Origin of the sequence: Leucobacter sp. NPDC058333 (assembly GCF_042726155.1) — a bacterium.
Classification (GTDB): domain Bacteria; phylum Actinomycetota; class Actinomycetes; order Actinomycetales; family Microbacteriaceae; genus Leucobacter.
In genome coordinates this window covers 1,305,854-1,320,503 of sequence record NZ_JBHXHV010000001.1, presented here as the reverse complement: position 1 = coordinate 1,320,503, position 14,650 = coordinate 1,305,854, and the positions used below count along the sequence as shown (strand labels likewise).

Sequence of the window (14,650 nt, the reverse complement as noted above, 5' to 3'; positions counted from 1 at the left end):
CTGGGAGCCGTAATCGACACCCCTGGGAGATGGCCATGGCCGAATCATCAAAGAAAAAGGTCGTTCGAGTCGAGGCTCCCAAGGGCGCTTCGTCGACACGAGCGGGCGGCGGATCGGCCGCGGCGCGCGGCGCCGGCGGCCGCGGACCCGACGAACCGGTCTGGACTCCAACACCGGAGGCCAAGGGGAAAGCGACTCGGCTGCGCTGGATCGCCGCTGCCGCGTGGGCCGTCGCCATCGGCATCGAGATCTTCGCTATCTTCTGGATTCTCAAGCAGGTGCCGGTCAATATGTGGCTGTTGATCGGCGCGATTGTCGTCACCGGCGTGCTGTCGGTTGTCGGTTCCCTGCTCTGGAAGCAGGCGAACCGGCTTGATCCAGCGTCGCGGAGTGACAGCACGCGCTTCTTCGTGCAGAACCAGCTCGGCGCCATCATTGCCATCATCGCGTTCTTGCCGCTCATCATTCTGATCTTCACGAACAAGAACATGGACGGCAAGCAGAAGGCCCTCGCGGGCGGCGTTGGCATCGTCGTGCTGCTGGTCGCCGCGATCTTCGGTACGTCGTTCACGTCTCCCTCGCAGGAGCAGTACGCGGCCGAGACAAACATCGTTGAGAAGCTCACGGGCGTTGACGAGGTGTTCTGGGTGAAGGGCGGATCGGTGTTCCACGTGTGCGAGACCGTGCCCGACGTCAACAAGGAATCCGCCGATGGGCAGATCTATCGGGGCACGGTCGCCGCGGCCCACGCCGGCGGCAAGGATCGTCTCACGCTGCGCTGGCAGAGCGAGGCAGTGAAGTACTGCGGCTACACCGAGGAGCAGGTCGACGCCGTCGAATCCGAACTGTCGGGCGATGTCGCGGTCCTGGAAAACAATGACGCACCGGCCGATGCGCCGGCTGACGCACCCACAGAGGGCACCGAATCGCCTACCGAGTAGCCGCAACGCCGCTCCTAGACTGAAGCAATGCCGCACCGCTTCGACCTCACCGCCATCGGCGCCGGGCTCGTCGTAGCCGACGGGCGGGCCGCACTAAAGCAGGCAGCGCGTACCGGCGCGATGGTGGTCACCGCGCCGCCCGGCACCGGGAAGACGACGTTCGTGCCGCCGCTCGTAGCGAATCTCCTGCTCGATGGCCCCAGCGGAGCAGCATCCCCGACCGTGCTGCTCACGCAACCGCGCCGCGTCGCCGTGCGCGCGGCAGCGTCGCGTATCGCGCAGCTCGACGGGACGGCGCTCGGCGATGCCGTCGGCTTCACGGTGCGCGGGGAACGTGTGCTCGGCCCCGACCACCGCATCGAGGCGCTCACCCCCGGGGTGCTGCTGCGGCGGCTACTCCGCGACCCCGAGCTCCCCGGGGTCGGCGCCGTGATTCTCGACGAGGTGCACGAACGCTCCGTCGACAGCGATCTGCTGCTCGGCATGCTGGCTGAGGCCCGCGCGCTGCGCGAGGATTTGCTGGTCATCGCGATGTCGGCCACGCTCGAGGCGGCACGCATTGCCGATCTCCTCGGGGCAGCTGGCGGCAGCTCAGGTGGCAGCTCAGGTGGCAGCCCAGGCGGCAGCCCAGCGCCCATCGTCGAGATCCCGTCGGCGCTGTACCCGCTTCGCATCGACTACTCCCCCGATGACCGCCAGCGCCTGGATGAGCGCGGCGTCACTCGCTCGTTCCTCGCTCATGTGGCCAGCACCGCAGCGACAGCGCAGCGCAGCGACGGCTGCGATGCACTGGTCTTCGTGCCGGGAGCCCGCGAGGTCGATGAGGTCGTCAGTCTGATCAGGGACCGCGTACCGGCCTCGGGCACGAGGGCCGTCGAGGTGCTCGCGCTCCACGGCCGCATGTCGGCACGAGACCAGGATCGCGCGGTGCGCGGGCGGGGCCCGGGCGATCCGCCGCGCATCGTCGTGAGTACCTCGCTCGCCGAGAGCTCGCTCACCGTTCCCGGGGTGCAACTCGTGGTCGACGCGGGGCTGTCGCGCGAGGTGCGGCGCGACCAGGGACGGAGCATGACCGGGCTCGTCACCGTCAGCGCCTCGCGCGCGAGCGCCGTGCAGCGCGCCGGACGCGCCGCGCGACTCGGCCCCGGACGCGCCGTTCGCGCCTACTCCGAAACCGACTTCGTGCGCATGCCAGCGGATTCGGCGCCCGAGATAACCGCGGCCGAACTCACCGACGCGGCCCTGATGCTCGCCGCATGGGGTACGCCACGGGGCGATGGCTTCCTGCTCCCCACGCGACCACCGGAAGCAGCGATTCGGGAGGCCGAGCTGGTGTTGCAGGCGCTTGAACTCGTCGACGCCAGCGGCAGCATCACGCCGCTCGGGTCGAGGGTCGTTCAGCTCCCGGTCGGCGCGCGCGAAGCCCGCGCCCTCATCGCGGGCACGGCCGAACTCGGCAGCCCCGGTACCGCATCCGAGATCGTCGCGGCGATGTCGGCCGATCACCGCGAAGCGGGTGCCGATCTGCCACTGCTGCTGCGCGAACTTCGTGCGGGCCGTGCGACGGGATCAGACCGGTGGCGGCGCGAGGCAACGCGACTGCGCAGGATCGCAGAGGCCGAACGCGGCGGAGTACGGGGTGCCGCGCGGGCAGATGCGCCGGGCGTTGCGCCGGGCGACGCGCCCGGTATCGTGCTGGCGCTGTCGCGCCCGGAGTGGATCGCGCGCCGGGTGTCCCACGATTCGCGTGCGTATCTGCTTGCCAGCGGCACGCGCGCAGCGCTTCCCGAGGGCAGCGCGCTGCTCAGTTCCGAGTGGATCGCGGTGCGCGAGGTACAGCGAGCTGACGGGCGCGCTGCGGACGGAACCGGGGCGGTGATCCGCCTCGCTGCGCCACTCACAGAGGCTGCCGCGCTCCACTACGGCGCGATGCTCCGCGGCGAAAAGCGTGAGGCACGTGTCAGCGACGGGCGCGTTCACGTGCGAGAGGAACGCAGTTTGGGCGCGATCCTGCTCGCCTCAACTCCCGTTGCCGCGACCCAGAGTGACACCGGCCCCGCGATTCTGCGCATGGTGCGGGATGACGGGCTCGAGTCGTTGCACTGGAGCGAAACCGCGGTAACGTTGCGGGGCCGACTCGCGCTGCTCCACCGCGAACTTGGCGACCCCTGGCCCGCGATGGACGCCGCCTCGCTACTCGATCGCCTCGACGACTGGCTGGGTCCCGACATCGGGCGCGCGTCTGGCAGGTCGGCGCTACGCTCGCTCGACCTCACGTCCGCGCTCCGGCGGCTGCTGCCGTGGCCCGCGGCCGCAGAACTCGACGCACTCGTGCCGGAGCGACTGACAGTACCGTCGGGTGGTAGCGCGCGCATCGCGTACGCCGAGGCGGGCGGCGAGCTCGACTCGCTGAGACCCGTCGTTGCGGTGAAGTTGCAGGAGGTGTTCGGACTGGCGCGATCCCCGCGGCTCGTTGGCGGCCGCGTGCCGGTGCTCTTCCACTTGCTCTCCCCCGCGCGGAAACCGCTCGCCGTCACCGACGATCTCGAGTCGTTCTGGAACGGGCCATATCAGCAGGTGCGCAAAGAAATGCGCGGCCGCTACCCGAAGCACCCGTGGCCCGAGGACCCGTGGACAGCCCCGGCGACGGCCCGCACCAAGCGCGCGGCCGCCGGCCCCCGCTGACGCCGCCCGGCGCCCCGGCGCCCCGGCGCCCCGGGACCTCGCCGAGCGCGAGGGTTGTTCGTGAACCCGAGGGAACTTTGCGCGGTTTCACCCTCGTGCTCGGCGGAAACCCTCGTGCTCAGCGGGCGGGCGGGCGGGCGGCGCCGCGCGCCCGCCCAGAACGCAGAATGCCCACCGGCTGAGCCGGTGGGCATTCTGCGTTCGCTCAGTTAGCGGGCGGCTGAACCGTCGACGTAGTCGGCGTCAGTCTGCTGCCATGCGAAGAGCTTGCGGAGTTCGCGACCGGTCGTCTCGATCGGGTGCGACTCCTCCTTCTTGCGGAGCTCCTGGAACTCGGGGCCGCCCTTGTCCTGATCCTCGATGAAGCGCGTGGCGAATGCACCCGACTGGATGTCGGCGAGCACCTCCTGCATGCGCTCCTTGACCTCGGGCCCGATAACGCGGGGGCCCGAAACGTAATCGCCGAACTCAGCGGTGTCAGAGATCGACCAGCGCTGCTTGGCAATGCCGCCCTCCCACATCAGGTCGACAATGAGCTTCAGCTCGTGGAGCACCTCGAAGTAGGCAATCTCGGGCTGGTAGCCAGCCTCGGTGAGCACCTCGAAGCCGTACTGCACGAGGTGGCTGGTGCCACCGCAGAGGACGGACTGCTCGCCGAACAGGTCGGTCTCGGTCTCTTCGGTGAAGGTCGTCTTGATGACGCCGGCGCGGGTGCCACCAATCGCCTTCGCGTACGACTTCGCCGTGTCCCACGCGGTGCCTGAAGCGTCAACCTCGACGGCAATGATGTCGGGGATGCCGCGGCCGGCCTCGAACTCGCGGCGCACGGTGTGACCCGGAGCCTTGGGCGCGACGAGGATCACGTCGACGCCAGCGGGCGCCTCAATGTAGCCGAAGCGGATGTTGAATCCGTGCGCGAACGCGAGGGTCTTACCCTCGGTCAGCTGATCCTTAATCGACTCGTTGAAGATCGTGCGCTGGTGCTGATCCGGCGCGAGGATCATGATGACGTCGGCCCATGCTGATGCGTCGGCGACGGTCTTGACCTCGAACCCGGCCTCTTCGGCCTTCTCGATCGACTTCGAGCCCTCCTTGAGGGCGATAACGACCTCAACACCCGAGTCGCGCAGGTTCATTGCGTGCGCGTGACCCTGCGAGCCGTAGCCGACAACGGCTACCTTCTTGCCCTGGATGATCGAAAGATCGGCGTCAGCGTCGTAGTACATCTCTGCCACTGGGGACTCTCCTTAGTTGTGGTGGTGCGTAAAAAGTTAGTTTTTGAACACGCGTTCGGTGATCGATTTCGATCCGCGGCCCATCGCGATGAGGCCAGACTGCGCGATCTCCTTGATGCCGTACGGCTCAAGCACCTTCAAGAAGGCATCGATCTTGCCGCTGTCTCCGGTGACCTCGATGGTGAGCGCGTCGGGAACGACGTCGACGACCCTGGCGCGGAAGAGGTTCACGGCCTCGAGAACGTGGGATCGCGATTGGTTATCAGCGCGAACCTTGATGAGCACGTGCTCACGCTGCACCGAGGTCGGGCCCTCGAGCTCGACGATCTTGATCACGTTGACGAGCTTGTTGAGCTGCTTCGTGACCTGTTCGAGCAGGATCTCGTCTTGGTCTACGACGACGGTGATGCGCGAGAGGCCGCGCATTTCGGTCGGGCCCACCGCGAGCGATTCAATGTTGAAGCCGCGGCGAGCGAACAGCCCGGCGACGCGGGTCAGCAGACCCGGCTTGTCCTCCACGAGGAGGCTCAGAACGTGACGGCTCATGGTTACTCCCCCTCCCACTCAGGGCTGTGTTCGAGTGCGTACTGAATATCGCTGTTCGACGTGCCCTGGCGCACCATCGGCCAGACCATCGCGTCTGCGCTTACGACGAAGTCGATGAGCACCGGACGATCGTTGGTCGCGAGTGCGAGCTGGATCGCCTCGTCGATCTGGTCTTCGCGTTCAACGCGGATCGCCAGACAGCCGTAAGCTTCACCGAGCTTCACAAAGTCAGGCACGCGCTGCGAGCCGTGCCCGGTGTTCAGTTCGGTGTTCGAGTAACGACCGTTGTAAATCAGCGTCTGCCACTGGCGAACCATGCCGAGGGAGGAGTTGTTGATGACGGCGACCTTGATCGGAATGTTGTTCACGACGCAGGTCGCGAGCTCCTGATTCGTCATCTGGAAGCAACCATCACCGTCAATCGCCCACACCACGCGGTCGGGTTCGGCAACCTTCGCACCCATTGCTGCTGGCACGGAGTACCCCATGGTGCCGGCGCCGCCCGAGTTCAGCCACGCGCCGGGGCGCTCGTACTTGATGAACTGCGCGGCCCACATCTGGTGCTGCCCCACACCGGCGGCGTAAATGCCCTCCGGCCCGGTGAGCTCACCGATGCGCTGGATGACCTGCTGCGGGGAGAGCAGTCCGTCGCTCGTCGGCTGGTGGCCGAGTGGAAACTTCTGCTGCAGACCGCGCAGACGCTCCCACCACGCGCTGATGTTCTCGCACTCGCGACTGACCTGAGCGGTCGACATCGCCGCTATCAGGTCGGCGATCACCTCTGCTGCGTCGCCCACGATCGGCACGTCGGCCGCGCGGATTTTGCCAATCTCAGCGGGGTCGATGTCGGCGTGAATCACCTTCGCGTCCGGGGCGAACAAGGCAGCCTTACCCGTAACGCGGTCGTCGAACCGGGCGCCGAGGGTGATCAGCAGATCGGCCTCTTGCAGTGCCAACACCGCCGGCACCGTGCCGTGCATGCCGGGCATACCGAGGTGCTGCGGGTGCGAATCGGGGAAAACGCCGCGCGCCATCAGCGTGGTGACCACGGGCGCGCCGACGAGTTCGACAAGCTGCAGTAGCTCTTCGGCCGCCCCGGCTCGCACGACGCCACCACCGACGTAAAACACCGGGCGCTTGGCGTCAGCGATGAGATCCGCCGCAGCCTGAATCTGCTTGCTGTTCGCCTTCGTAATCGGGCGGTAGCCCGGAAGGTCGATGCGGGGTTCCCAGACGAAGTCGAACTCCGCTTCCTGGGCGTCCTTGGTGATGTCGACGAGCACCGGGCCTGGGCGCCCCGTCGAGGCCAGAAGGTAGGCCGACGCGATCGCATCCGGCACGTCTTCCGCACGCTTCACAAGGAAGGAGTGCTTCGTGATCGGCATCGTGATGCCGACGATGTCGGCCTCTTGGAACGCGTCAGTGCCCATAAGGTGCGAGAACACCTGGCCGGTGATCGCGAGCAGCGGCACCGAATCCATGTAGGCGTCAGCGATGGCGGTGACGAGGTTCGTTGCGCCGGGGCCCGACGTTGCGATGCAAACACCGACGGTGTTGCTCGCGCTTGCGAAGCCCTCTGCAGCGTGGCCGCCGCCCTGCTCGTGGCGCACCAGGATGTGGCGAAGCTTCGCCGCGTCCATCAGTGCGTCGTAGAGCGGCAGCACGGCGCCGCCGGGGAGCCCGAAGACGTCGGTAACGCCCAGGGCTTCCAAACTACGGACGACAGCCTGCGCGCCGGTCAACCGCTCGCCGCGCGCGGCGGACTGGGGTGATGGGAGTGCACTCGATTCCGAGGTCATGTCCAGCTTTCGTGATCGGAGGTGATATCGCGGATCGCGGCCGTGAGTGGCCCACGGCGTGCGAGCGTCGAACGCCCGTCGACCGGATCAGCCGGTGACGGCGCCGTGTGACGCCGACTTGACGAGCTTCGCGTACTTCGCCAGCACACCGCGCGTGTACCGCGGGGGAAGTGGGGCCCAGTTTTCTCGTCGGGCCTCGAGCTCGGAGGGATCTACCAGCAGATCGAGCGTTCGTGCGGCGATATCGACCCGAATCAGGTCTCCGTCGCGAACCAGAGCGACCGGACCACCGTCCGTTGCTTCTGGTGCTATGTGGCCGATACACAGGCCGGTTGTGCCGCCTGAGAATCGTCCGTCAGTCAATAGTAGTACATCTTTACCGAGCCCCGCGCCCTTGATGGCCGCGGTGATCGCGAGCATCTCACGCATACCCGGGCCGCCCTTCGGGCCCTCGTAGCGAATGACCACGATATCGCCCTTACCGATGCGACCCTCGGTGAGTGCATCCATGGCGGCACGCTCGCGGTCAAACACGCGCGCTGGGCCCTCAAAGAGCTCGGCGTCGAAGCCGGCCGTCTTCACGACGGCCCCCTCGGGTGCCAGCGAACCGTGCAGAATCGAGAGACCGCCCGTGGCATGGATCGGGTCGTCAAGGTGGTGGATGACCGTTCCGTCGATCGGGTCGGGGTTCAGCTCGGCGAGGTTCTCGGCCATGGTCTTGCCGGTCACGGTGAGCACGTCGCCGTGCAGCAGCCCAGCGTCGAGCAGCGCCTTGAGCACCACGGGAACGCCGCCCTGACGATCAATGTCGGCCATGACGAACTTGCCGAACGGCTTCATATCGGCGAGGTGCGGGGTCTTCGCCCCGATGCGATTGAAATCTTCGAGCGTCAGATCAACCTCGGCCTCGCGCGCGATTGCCAGCAGGTGCAGCACGGCGTTCGTCGAGCCGCCGTACGCCATGAGCAGCGTGATGGCGTTTTCGAAGGCCTTCTTGGTGAGGATGTCGCGGGCGGTGATGCCGAGCCGCAGCATGTTGACGACGGCCTCGCCCGAGCGGTGAGCGAAGTAATCGCGGCGACGATCAGCGCTGGGCGGAGCGGCCGAGCCAGGCAGGCTCATGCCGAGCGCCTCGGCGATCGACGCCATGGTGTTGGCGGTGTACATACCACCGCACGCCCCCTCGCCCGGAGCGATGGCACACTCGATGCGCTTGAGATCTTCTTCACTCATCGTGCCGGCCTTGCACGCACCGACCGCCTCGAAGGCGTCAATGATCGTGACTTCCTTCTCCGTGCCGTCGGTGAGCTTGACCCAGCCAGGAGCGATCGACCCTGCGTACAGGAACACCGAAGCGAGGTCGAGGCGTGCCGCAGCCATGAGCATGCCGGGCAGCGACTTATCGCAGCCAGCGAGCAGCACGGAACCGTCGAGGCGCTCCGCCATCATGACGGTTTCCACGGAGTCGGCGATGACCTCGCGAGAAACGAGCGAGAAGTGCATGCCCTCGTGGCCCATAGAGATACCGTCGGAGACGGAGATGGTGCCGAACTGCAACGGGTAGCCACCGCCCGAGTGCACGCCCTCTTTGGCACCCTGCGCGAGGCGATCAAGGCTGAGATTACACGGGGTGATCTCATTCCATGAGCTTGCGATTCCGATCTGGGGTTTATCCCAGTCTTCATCTCCCATACCGACTGCGCGGAGCATGCCTCGCGCTGCGGCTTTTTCGATCCCGTCGGTGACGTCGCGACTGCGCGGCTTCATGTCAGTGTCTGCCATGTGGACATTCTAAGGCCTCGTACATGCCCGGATCGCCCGCCCTGACTACCGAAGTCGGCCATATAACGACAGCGGGGTCGGCGAAGCACGCTTCGCCGACCCCGCGCACCTCGTGCGGGCGTTACTTCCCGGTGAGCGGGAGCAGCGTGAATGGCAGGGCGAAGCCCAGAATGGTAGCTGCGAGACCGGCCGAGAACGTCCATACTTCGGCGGCACCGAGATCAGGGTTCACGCCGTAGCTCATGACGACGAACCCACCGAACGCGAGCACGATCGAGATGACGAAAATAATGGCCGTCACCGCGCTTACGGCGCCCTGTGAGCTCTCCTCGAACAGCGCGCCCGTCTCCTGCTTCGCCATGCTGGCTTCTCCTTCTGTCGATCGCGTGCTCCGGTGAGAACGCGCAGTCACTGCCTCGCACACGCGAGGTCTGGTGCAGCCAGGCTACCGCAACCCCCTCGTCTCTGGTCACACGCCCACTAGGCTGAAACGGTCACTATCACTGAACTGAGGGAGGCACCGTGTCGATCGGCAAATACGTCACAAACCCCGGAGTGCTCGGCTCCGCATTCGGCGTGATGAGTACCGCACGCCGCACGCAGTCGATGCGCAAGGACTGGCGCCGTTTTCTCGTCTGGGGCGCGTGGCTCGCTGGCCTCGCACTCGCCATTGCGACCGTGTCCATGCAGGAGCAAGACACCGAGGAACAGGCCGGCAAGAAACGCAAGTAGGGCGCGAACCTCGGATAGACTGTGTCCCGGTGAGTCGGGAAGCCTGGTCGACGCGCATTTCGTGTGCGCCGATCCTGAAAGGCACTGATGTCCCCTGACTCCCCCACCACCCCACGCCTGTTTGCGCGACTCAGTCGCCGTGAGGCGGCCCGCGTCGGACGCCTACTGCGTACTGAATCGATCGGCGGTCTCATCGTCGTTATCGCGGCGGCGCTCGGTTTCATAGCGGCAAACAGCCCGCTTGCGCCCGGCTATGCCGCGCTGCGCGATACACACCTGGGCGTTCCCGCGCTGGGCCTTGACCTCAGCGTCGGCCACTGGGCCTCGGACGGGCTACTCGCGATCTTCTTCTTTATCGTCGGGCTCGAACTCAAGCGCGAATTTGTAGCGGGTGAGCTGCGCCGATTCTCGACCGCGATCGTGCCGGTGGCCGCTGCCGTAGGCGGTGTCGTCGTTCCCGCGCTGATGTACTTCGCGGTGAATGCGGGCGGCGAAGGAGCCGGCGGCTGGGCGATCCCCACCGCAACCGACATTGCGTTCGCCGTCGCCGTGCTCGGAGTGATCGCTCCGGGTGTGCCGGTCGCGCTGCGCCTCTTCTTGCTCACACTGGCGGTCGTCGACGATCTCATCGCAATCCTGATCATCGCGGTCGCGTTCACCGATGCGCTGCACCTGTTGCCGCTCGTCATCGCGATCATTCCGCTGACGCTCTTTGCGTACGTTGCCCGCCGCTTCGCTGGGCCACTCTCGCGGCACCGCTGGCTGCCGTGGTGCACGCTGCTGCCGCTCGGCATCATCGTCTGGGCACTCGTGCACGCCTCGGGTATCCACGCGACGATCGCGGGGGTCGCCTTGGCCTTCCTCGTGCCAGTGGAGCGCCGAGACGGCACGACGCTCGCCGCAGACCTAGAACACAGCATCCGGCCACTCTCAACGGGCTTCGCAGTTCCGGTGTTCGCATTTTTCGCCGCCGGCGTCGCGCTCGGGGGCGCCTCGCGCTTTCCGTTCGACCCGATCGCCATTGGCATCATGCTGGGCCTGGTTGTCGGCAAACCGCTCGGGATCGCGCTGACCACCTGGCTCGTCACACGGTTCACGCGGGCGGGGCTCGACCCGTCCGTATCGTGGCGCGAACTGCTCGGAGTCGCGTCACTCGCCGGCGTCGGGTTCACCGTTTCACTGCTCGTCACCGAGCTCAGCCTGCCCGACGCGGGCGACGCTGACACCGCGCGATTGGCGGTGATGGCGGGCTCGCTCATTGCCGTGGCGCTCTCGGCAACTCTGCTCGTCAGGCGACGCGGCGCGACGCGCGCGGGATGAGCACCTCGATTTGAGGGCGGCCTCTCGGCCGTGCTAGAGTTTCATCCGTTGCTCAGCGAGTTACTTGCTCGGAAAAGCGATATGCGCCTTTAGCTCAGTTGGTAGAGCAGCTGACTCTTAATCAGCGGGTCCACGGTTCGAGCCCGTGAGGGCGCACAGATCGAAAAGCCTGGTATTTCATACCGGGCTTTTCGCATATCTCGGCGTCATTCGCCGCTCACGGAAGGTGTGTCCATGACCCAGGCGCCCCCCTCACCGGACCTCGCGTTCGCGCTCGAGCTCGCCGATCTTGCCGACGGCATCTCGCTTCCGCGATTTCGAGCCGCCGACCTCGCGGTGAACACGAAGCCAGACCGAACGTTCGTGACGGACGCGGACACCGCCGTAGAGCGCGCGCTGCGCGAGCGCATCGCCGCCGAGCTTCCCGATGACAGTTTCTTCGGCGAGGAGTCTGGTCGCGATGAGCGCGGCGACCGGCGCTGGATCATCGACCCGATCGACGGCACGTCAAATTTCTTGCGCGGCGTGCCGAACTGGGCAACACTCATCGCGCTCGAGGTCGCAGGTCAGCCCACGGTCGGCGTCGTCTCGGCGCCCGCCTTCGGGGCGCGTTGGTGGGCTGAGACCGGCGCCGGATCCTGGGGTCAGCAGCAGGGCGCCGGCCCCCGCAGGCTGCAGGTGTCTGGCGTGCGCGATATCGAGCACGCCTCGCTCAGTTTCCAGAGCATCGAGCAGTGGGACCTCGCCGGTTACCTGCAGCCGCTGATTGCGTTGAGTCGTGCCGTCTGGCGCGATCGCGCGTACGGCGACATGTGGTCGTACATGCTGCTCGCCGAAGGCCTGGTCGACATCGTCGCTGAATTCGACGTGAAGCCCTACGACCTCGCAGCGCTCGTACCCATCGTTCGGGAAGCCGGCGGCCGGTTCACGGACATCGCGGGCGCCGAGAGCGCTTGGAACGGCAGCTCCCTCGCGAGCAATGGGCAACTGCACGACGCCGTAATTGCCGTGATCGAGGGGGCCGCATCGTGAAGGTTGTAATCGTCGCAGGAGCCATCGACGTCGTGCTCGTCTTACTGTTTGCCGGTATTGGCCGCAGTAGCCATGAGCGCGCGGCGACGCTTGGCGGGCTGTTCGAGACCGCTTGGCCGTTCCTCGCTGGCCTCGTCGTGATGTGGCTTGCCGCACGCGTGCATCGCTGGCCGCTGAGCATCGTGCGATCGGGGCTGCCGCTCTGGATCGGTACGGTCGCCATCGGCATGGCACTGCGCGCGGCGACAGGATCGGGCATCGCGCCCGCGTTCATCGTGGTCGCGACGATCACACTCGGAGTGTTTCTCATCGGCTGGCGCAGCATCGCGGCGCTGGTGCGCCGGCTCCGCGCGCCCAAGCCGCGGGCGTAACTGGCAGGCCTAACTTGCAGGTGCGCCGCTCTGGCACACACAGAAGCGCCTCCGCCCGAATACCGGGCGGAGGCGCTTCTGTGTTGCAGGACTAGCCCGCGAGGGTGCCGAGCACCTGTGCAGCGCGGTTCGAGAAGCCCCACTCGTTGTCGTACCAGGCGGTCACCTTGACGTGCTTGCCGTCGGCGTAGGTGAGCTCCGAGTCGAAGATCGAGGAGTGCGGGTTTTCGACGATGTCGGAGGAAACCAGCGGCTCTTCCGAGTACTCGAGCACGCCCGAGAGGGGGCCGTCTGCAGCCGCGCGGTAGGCGGCGAGCACCTCGTCACGGGTGACCTCTCGAGACACGATGGCGGTCAGCTCAACGATCGAGCCGACGGGCACCGGCACGCGCAGCGAGCCGCCGACCAGCTTGCCATCGAGCTGCGGCAGCACGAGGCCAATCGCGTTCGCTGCACCGGTCGAGGTCGGCACGATGTTGAGTGCTGCGGCGCGAGCGCGACGCAGATCGGAGTGCGGGGCGTCTTGCAGGCGCTGATCTGCCGTGTAGGCGTGCACGGTCATCATGGAACCCCACTCGATACCAGCGAGATCGTCGAGCACCTTTGCGAGCGGTGCGAGTGCGTTCGTGGTGCACGACGCGTTCGAGATGATCTGGTGCTGCTCGGGATCGTAGAGGTCATCATTCACGCCGACGACGAGCGTCAGGTCTGCGCCCTTTGCCGGAGCGCTGACGAGCACGCGCTTCGCCCCAGCCTCGATGTGCTTGCGCGCATCGTCGGCCTTCGTGAAGAAACCGGTCGACTCGAGCACGACCTCGACACCCAGCTCGCCCCAGGGAAGCTTGGCGGGATCGCGCTCGGCGAGAATCTCGATGCGGCGATCGCCGACGACGAGCGTGGTGCCCTCAACCGAGACCGGCTGATCAAGCTTGCCGTACAGGCTGTCGCGCGCCAACAGGTGCGCCAGCGTAGGCGCATCGGTGAGGTCGTTGATCGCGACGACCTCGAGGTCGCTCCCCTGCTGCAGCAGGGCGCGCAAGACGCCCCGCCCGATACGGCCGAATCCGTTAATGGCTACCCGACGAGTCATTGCTCTTCGATCTCCTTCGCAAAGCGGTACAAACTGAACTGATACCAGACTGGTACGTCGGCACCACGCGCACCAGTGGCCGCATTGCCATCATTCGAACACAAACTGCCATGTTCTGACATCGCTGAGAAACGGTGCCGAAACGAGCTACCGCGGTTACTCAGATTGCGAGAATGTGCGCCGATACGCCGTCGGCGCCGTGCCGAGTACGCGACGAAAGTGACGACGCAAGTTGGTCGCGGACCCGAGGCCAACCGTGGCCGAGATCGTGTCGATGCCGAGTTCAGTTTCTTCGAGCAGTTCGCGTGCACGGTCTACCCGCGCGCGCATCACCCACTGCATCGGGGTGTAGCCGGTCTCATCGAGGAAGCGACGCGAGAACGTGCGGTCGGAGACACGCGCGTGCGCCGCCAGCCGAGCGATGGTGAGTGGCTCGCCCAGATGGCGCAGGGCCCACTCCCGGGTCTGCGTGAAACGCTCACCAATCGACTCCGGAACGCTGTGAGGCAGATACTGCGCTTGCCCGCCACTGCGGTAGGGCGCAGCGACCAGGCGGCGCGCAGCGTGATTTGCCACGGCCATCCCTGCCTCTCGGCGCAGCAGATGCAGACAGAGATCGATGCCCGAGGCGGCCCCGGCAGACGTCAACACCGACCCCTCATCGACAAACAGCACACGATCATCGACATCGATTTCGGGAAATTGCTCGGCCAGCCGCCTCGCGTAGTGCCAGTGCGTCGTCGCGCGCCGACCATCGAGCAGCCCCGTTGCGGCGAGCGCAAACGCCCCGGTCGAAATCGCAGCGAGGATCGCCCCTCGCTCGTGCGCCGCCCCGAGGGCGGCAGTGAGCGCTGCGGGCGGTGGTTCGCGATCCGGAAATCGATAGCCGGGCACGAAGATCAGGTCGGCTCCTTCGAGCGCTTCGAGCCCGTGCTCGACGTGGTACGACAGCCCGTCGCCGCCAGCGATCAGCCCCGGTCGCACGCCGCACACGTCGACGGTGTAGGGCATGCTGGCGCGATTCGTGAACACCTGAGCGGGGATACCGACATCCATCGGTTTTGCCCCCTCGAGCACGACGACCGCGACCCGCTTCATACCTCTCAGGATACTCTCG

13 protein-coding genes and 1 tRNA gene are annotated in these 14,650 nt (G+C 66.4%); 7 read left to right on the top strand and 7 right to left on the bottom strand.

Features of this window, described 5'->3' with window-relative positions:
• Positions 1-35 precede the first annotated feature (35 nt).
• Both ACFWHR_RS06215 and hrpB read left to right on the top strand, forming a co-directional pair.
• Positions 36-941, top strand: a complete 906-nt coding sequence (locus ACFWHR_RS06215; protein ID WP_382447395.1) for a hypothetical protein — start codon at positions 36-38, stop codon at positions 939-941.
• 27 nt (positions 942-968) lie between these two features.
• On the top strand, positions 969-3,626 hold the full coding sequence (hrpB, locus tag ACFWHR_RS06210) for an ATP-dependent helicase HrpB (RefSeq protein ID WP_382447394.1): 2,658 nt from the start codon (positions 969-971) through the stop codon (positions 3,624-3,626).
• 209 nt (positions 3,627-3,835) lie between these two features.
• Here hrpB and ilvC read toward each other — a convergent pair whose 3' ends face one another.
• From ilvC to ACFWHR_RS06185, 5 genes are all read right to left on the bottom strand, one after another.
• On the bottom strand, positions 3,836-4,852 hold the full coding sequence (ilvC, locus tag ACFWHR_RS06205) for a ketol-acid reductoisomerase (protein ID WP_382447758.1): 1,017 nt from the start codon (positions 4,850-4,852) through the stop codon (positions 3,836-3,838).
• A 45-nt stretch (positions 4,853-4,897) separates the two neighbouring features.
• Positions 4,898-5,407, bottom strand: coding sequence for an acetolactate synthase small subunit (gene ilvN / locus ACFWHR_RS06200; RefSeq protein ID WP_382447393.1), 510 nt, complete (start codon positions 5,405-5,407; stop codon positions 4,898-4,900).
• Between the two features lie 2 nt (positions 5,408-5,409).
• The gene (locus ACFWHR_RS06195) at positions 5,410-7,206 is read right to left on the bottom strand and encodes an acetolactate synthase large subunit (protein ID WP_382447392.1); all 1,797 of its coding nucleotides are present in this window, start codon (positions 7,204-7,206) and stop codon (positions 5,410-5,412) included.
• A gap of 87 nt (positions 7,207-7,293) precedes the next feature.
• A complete protein-coding gene (gene ilvD / locus ACFWHR_RS06190; protein ID WP_382447391.1) occupies positions 7,294-8,988 on the bottom strand; it encodes a dihydroxy-acid dehydratase in 1,695 nt (564 codons plus the stop codon).
• A 121-nt stretch (positions 8,989-9,109) separates the two neighbouring features.
• Positions 9,110-9,349 carry a hypothetical protein gene (locus ACFWHR_RS06185; protein WP_382447390.1) on the bottom strand — a complete coding sequence of 80 codons (240 nt, stop codon included), beginning with the start codon at positions 9,347-9,349 and terminating at the stop codon, positions 9,110-9,112.
• Between the two features lie 161 nt (positions 9,350-9,510).
• Here ACFWHR_RS06185 and ACFWHR_RS06180 point away from each other — a divergent pair, with 161 nt between their 5' ends.
• The 5 genes from ACFWHR_RS06180 (at position 9,511) to ACFWHR_RS06160 (ending at position 12,443) form a co-directional block, all read left to right on the top strand.
• Complete coding sequence (locus ACFWHR_RS06180) at positions 9,511-9,720, top strand: hypothetical protein (RefSeq protein ID WP_382447389.1); 210 nt, start codon at positions 9,511-9,513, stop codon at positions 9,718-9,720.
• Between the two features lie 87 nt (positions 9,721-9,807).
• Positions 9,808-11,040, top strand: coding sequence for a Na+/H+ antiporter NhaA (gene nhaA / locus ACFWHR_RS06175; RefSeq protein ID WP_382447388.1), 1,233 nt, complete (start codon positions 9,808-9,810; stop codon positions 11,038-11,040).
• Between the two features lie 83 nt (positions 11,041-11,123).
• Positions 11,124-11,196 (top strand) — tRNA-Lys (locus ACFWHR_RS06170).
• Positions 11,197-11,274: 78 nt separating this feature from the next.
• On the top strand, positions 11,275-12,072 hold the full coding sequence (locus ACFWHR_RS06165) for an inositol monophosphatase family protein (protein WP_382447387.1): 798 nt from the start codon (positions 11,275-11,277) through the stop codon (positions 12,070-12,072).
• Positions 12,069-12,443, top strand: a complete 375-nt coding sequence (locus tag ACFWHR_RS06160) for a DUF3054 domain-containing protein (protein WP_382447386.1) — start codon at positions 12,069-12,071, stop codon at positions 12,441-12,443. The genes ACFWHR_RS06165 and ACFWHR_RS06160 overlap by 4 nt, the downstream gene beginning before the upstream one ends.
• Before the next feature lie 91 nt (positions 12,444-12,534).
• On the opposite strand, the gene gap is transcribed toward ACFWHR_RS06160, so the two are convergent.
• On the bottom strand, positions 12,535-13,533 hold the full coding sequence (gap, locus tag ACFWHR_RS06155) for a type I glyceraldehyde-3-phosphate dehydrogenase (protein ID WP_382447385.1): 999 nt from the start codon (positions 13,531-13,533) through the stop codon (positions 12,535-12,537).
• A gap of 156 nt (positions 13,534-13,689) precedes the next feature.
• Positions 13,690-14,631, bottom strand: a complete 942-nt coding sequence (locus ACFWHR_RS06150) for a GlxA family transcriptional regulator (protein WP_382447384.1) — start codon at positions 14,629-14,631, stop codon at positions 13,690-13,692.
• Between the last annotated feature and the right edge of the window lie 19 nt (positions 14,632-14,650).